We start from the raw sequence: 4293 nt of genomic DNA, 5'->3' as shown, positions 1-4293 counted from the left end.
ACGAAGTGGAGGACGGATATAAGCGAGTGCTGCGAAAGTTCTAATCCACGTCGTTTCTCCGCAAGGTATAATTAAAAAAAGGAGATGAGAAAATGGCAGACATGAAGGATAAACTCGCACAACTGCAACAACAAGGTTTCGTTTTGATAGAGGGTGCGTTGTCCCCTGATGAGACAGAAAATATCCGTCAACGCATCAATTATGCACGGGAAGAGGGCTGGGAGGAAGGCTTGAACGCTGTCGGCAACATGTGGTTCGATACGCTCCTTGATCGGGAACCAGATACATACCAATCGCTTGTTGGGCATTCGAGTGTCCGTCCGTATCTTGAGGGTTTGATGGGCAAACAGTGTCAGCTTCGGAGTCTACGCGCACACATCAATCCGGGTCCGTATCTCCAAGAATGGCACATGGATTTTTACGGCTATTGGCAGGAAAAGCGGTATGTTGAGGAACATCCGTTCGCGATGGCACCTGTCGGTATTAACACCACCTTCTACTTCCAAGACAACGATCCCGGTGAGGGACACCTCAAGTTTATCAAAGGCGGGCATCTCTCAGAACCCCCGTATCTCTATCCGTTGGATCGCCCTAAATTCGAGGCGTGGTGTGACGCACAAGAACATGTTATCCTATATCCAAAGGCTGGCGATTGTGTCCTGTTTATCAATCACATTCCACACCAAGGTGCCAAAGAGCGCGACGATATGGAGCGGAGCAATGTCGTGTGTCATTATCAGGTGACACCGATGTATGAAGGCGTGTGGCATGTCTCGCGTCCGCGCGGATATCAAGGGACATTCCCGTTTGCTTAGAGAGATATGTGTAAGTGTTTAACGGGCGGGTGTTCTTGACATCCGCCCGTATTACTTAACGTGAGTTCGCTTAAAAGTAGTAGGCACACTCCGTGTGCCGTAACAGGCTTAACAAACTAACCCCTATATGAATTGGAGGACACTCATGCGTAAATTTGTAACTTGTCTGTGTGCTGTGTATCTGATAGCGGGTTTCCAAAGTACCGGCACAGCCGCCGAACTCGAGGGTTTGGTCGTCTATTTTGCTTTTGAAGAGAATACTGGTAAAACCGTTGCGGATCTCTCTGGTAACGGACAGGATGGGAAATTAGAGGGCGATACCTCGTGGACCGATGGTAAATTCGGGAAAGCGGTGGATTTCGGTGGCAAAGATGGAATTGTTCGGGTTGAACATTCCGATGCGTTTGAGTTTACCGATGGCATTACGATTGCCGCTTGGATTCTACCGACTTTGAAGGCGGGACCCGGTACATGGCAACTGATAGCGGCGAAGGGACCTGATGTTCAAGAGTTTTTCGAGGTGCTACTCCATCCGGACGGTTTTATATGGATGGGGTGGAAGTTGACAGGGGGACGTAACGTGCCAGCACAGAGTCCTCGTGATGTGGTCAAAGACACATGGCAGCACGTTGCTGTTTCATTTCAGACTGGAAAATGGTGGACGATCTATCTTGATGGTGAGGTCCTGATAGATTACCCGAAGACAGGCGACAAGCTGGTGCCGATCGATGCACCGCTTATGCTCGGCACTGAGGAACCACCGGCTCTCAATCGCTACTATAACGGTGTTATTGATGAGTTCGCGCTCTTTAACCGTGGGCTTTCGCAAAATGAAATTAAAGAGATTCAGGGTGGCATCCAAGAGATTTTAGCTGTTGAACCCGATGAAAAATTACCCACAACATGGGGACTTCTCAAACAGAGATATGGTGTGCGCGATGGGTCAAATTGACAGATGCAATCACAACCCTTTTAGGACTGTGCCAATTTGGCAGACAATCCATGGGAAATTCCACTATTTCAAACGATTACGATTGGCATAAATATTGCACACTATTCTGTAGCATAAAGTGTTAGTTTGTGCCAATAACTCCAAGAACGCTAACGGGTGTGTAAAGTTTTTGTTATTTCTTCAACCCCGTAGGGGTGGCATCTCTGTAGAAATGCTTCCCCAACAAGCCTAAGCCCCGTAGGGGCGACATTTGTATAAAGTTTAGACAAAATATTGCACACCCACATTAACCAATATTTGAAAACATCCTGCTATGGTAAAACTTAAAAATAAATAGACGTATTTGTAGTATATATTGTTAGTTTGTGATTAATTCTGAAATCTACCATATTTACACAAAGGAGAATCAGAAATGAGTAAAGTCATTGGAATTGATTTAGGGACAACAAATTCATGTGTGGCTGTTTTGGAGAGCGGCGATGCCAAAGTGATTGAAAATACCGAGGGAAACCGGACAACGCCATCCATTGTCGGTTTCACCAGCGAAGGTGAACGTCCTGTTGGACTGGTTGCAAAAAGACAAGCGATCACGAACCCACAAAATACAATCTTTTCGATTAAAAGGTTTATGGGACGAAAATATAACGAGATTGGTGACGATGCCTCCCGTGTGTCTTACGAATTAAAAGCAGATAAAGATGGCGATGTCGCTGTCAATATTGACGGTAAGACTTACTCGCCGCCCGAAATCTCCGCTATGGTTTTGCGGAAAATGAAAGAAACCGCCGAGGCATACCTCGGAGAGGAAGTCACGAAAGCGGTGATTACCGTTCCCGCCTACTTCAACGATGCTCAACGTCAGGCGACAGCCGATGCAGGGAGAATCGCAGGGTTAGAGGTGGAGCGGATTATCAACGAACCGACCGCCGCATCCCTCGCTTACGGGTTGCAGAACGAAGGCGATAAAAAGATCGCAGTTTATGACCTCGGTGGCGGCACATTTGACATCTCTATTCTGGAAATTGGAGATGGCGTTTTCGAGGTGAAAAGTACCAATGGGGATACACACCTCGGTGGTGATGACTTCGATCAGGCGATTATTGACTGGATGGCGCAAGAATTCCTCAGTAGCCAAGGGATCGATCTCCGCAGCGATCCGATGGCACTGCAACGCTTGAAAGAAGGAGCAGAAACCGCCAAATGTGAACTTTCCAGCACGCAACAGACTGAGATTAATCTGCCTTTTATTACCAGTGATGCCAGTGGACCGAAACATCTTAACTTGACGCTCACTCGCGCAAAACTCGAGCAGATTACAGATAGCCTCATCCAACGATCGCTTGAGCCGTGTCAACAGGCTCTTCTGGACGCTGAAATGCAAGCCTCCGATATTGATGAAGTAATCCTCGTCGGTGGACAGACACGCATGCCTAAGGTGCAAGAAGCCGTGCAACAACTCTTCGGTAAAGAACCACACAAGGGGGTCAATCCGGATGAAGTCGTCGCAATCGGGGCTGCAATCCAAGGCGGTGTGCTTGCTGGGGACGAAGAGGTCAAAGATATTCTTTTGTTGGATGTCACACCGCTCTCACTTGGGATTGAGACACTCGGTGGAATGTTCACCCGGTTGATTGACAGGAATACCACAATTCCTACGAAGAAATCGAATGTCTTCACGACGTCTGCGAATAATCAGACATCCGTTGATGTGCATGTCCTCCAAGGTGAACGCGAACAGGCGGTTTACAACAAAACCATCGGACGCTTCCATTTGAGCGAGTTGCCTCCGGCTCCGAGAGGTGTCCCGCAGATTGAAGTGACGTTCGATATTGACGCAAACGGCATCCTCAACGTATCTGCTAAGGATACTGCAACCGGTAAAGAGCAAAAGATTACCATTACCGCGTCTTCCGGACTTAGTGATGCTGAAATCGATCAGATGGTGAAAGATGCAGAGACACACGCCGAAGAAGATAAGCAGAAACGGGAGGAAGTTGAGACTCGCAACCGTGCGGATTCTATGGTCTACGAGACTGAGAAGAACCTGAACGAGTTCGGGGACAAGGTAGACGATGCCTCTAAGGAGAAAGTGAACGCCGCTGTTGCCCGTGTCAAGCAGGCATTAGAAGCCGACAACCATGCTGAGATTCAATCCTCGACAGAGGAATTGACGCAGGTCTGGCACGAGGTATCTGCGCAGATGTACCAGCAGACAGCCGATGCCAGTGCAGATCCAGGAACTGCTGCAGGAGATCCCTCTGCTGCTGAAACCACAACTGATGCCGCTGACAGCGATGTCGTTGATGCTGAATATGAAGTCGTTGACGAGGACGAGAAAAAGGATCAGAAGTAGGAATACGCGGGGGACTGTTACAGTTGTGTGACACTGAAGTTGTCCTTACAACGGTTTGATAATAAAGCCTGAAAATATCTGAACATCCGCCGGTAGGTGCGGTTTCTAACCGCACCATAGGTGTCAATTTAGGGAGTTTTCAGTAGCCTCTTTGAGTTTGCGAAAGGTAGTAT

Annotated in this window: 3 protein-coding genes; all 3 read left to right on the top strand. The window is 48.0% G+C overall.

The window, feature by feature from the left end; genetic code table 11:
* Positions 1-92: 92 nt before the first annotated feature.
* The 3 genes from J4G07_20940 (at position 93) to dnaK (ending at position 4120) form a co-directional block, all read left to right on the top strand.
* Positions 93-815 carry a phytanoyl-CoA dioxygenase family protein gene (locus J4G07_20940; protein ID MCE2416453.1) on the top strand — a complete coding sequence of 241 codons (723 nt, stop codon included), beginning with the start codon at positions 93-95 and terminating at the stop codon, positions 813-815.
* A 145-nt stretch (positions 816-960) separates the two neighbouring features.
* Complete coding sequence (locus tag J4G07_20935; protein MCE2416452.1) at positions 961-1767, top strand: LamG domain-containing protein; 807 nt, start codon at positions 961-963, stop codon at positions 1765-1767.
* A 412-nt stretch (positions 1768-2179) separates the two neighbouring features.
* Entirely contained in the window at positions 2180-4120 is a 1941-nt protein-coding gene (gene dnaK, locus J4G07_20930; protein ID MCE2416451.1) for a molecular chaperone DnaK, read from the top strand.
* The last annotated feature ends 173 nt before the right edge of the window (positions 4121-4293 follow it).

This window comes from Candidatus Poribacteria bacterium, assembly GCA_021295715.1.
Taxonomy (GTDB): Bacteria; Poribacteria; WGA-4E; order WGA-4E; family WGA-3G; genus WGA-3G.
The sequence above is the reverse complement of the archived record's forward strand: the minus strand, read 5'-3'. Positions and strand labels throughout refer to the sequence as shown.

Bases quoted from the DNA above. Each gene is read 5' to 3' on its own strand.
- J4G07_20935 (MCE2416452.1), top strand. From the start codon at position 961: ATGCGTAAATTTGTAACTTGTCTGTGTGCTGTGTATCTGATAGCGGGT.
- dnaK (MCE2416451.1), top strand. From the start codon at position 2,180: ATGAGTAAAGTCATTGGAATTGATTTAGGGACAACAAATTCATGTGTG.
- J4G07_20940 (MCE2416453.1), top strand. From the start codon at position 93: ATGGCAGACATGAAGGATAAACTCGCACAACTGCAACAACAAGGTTTC.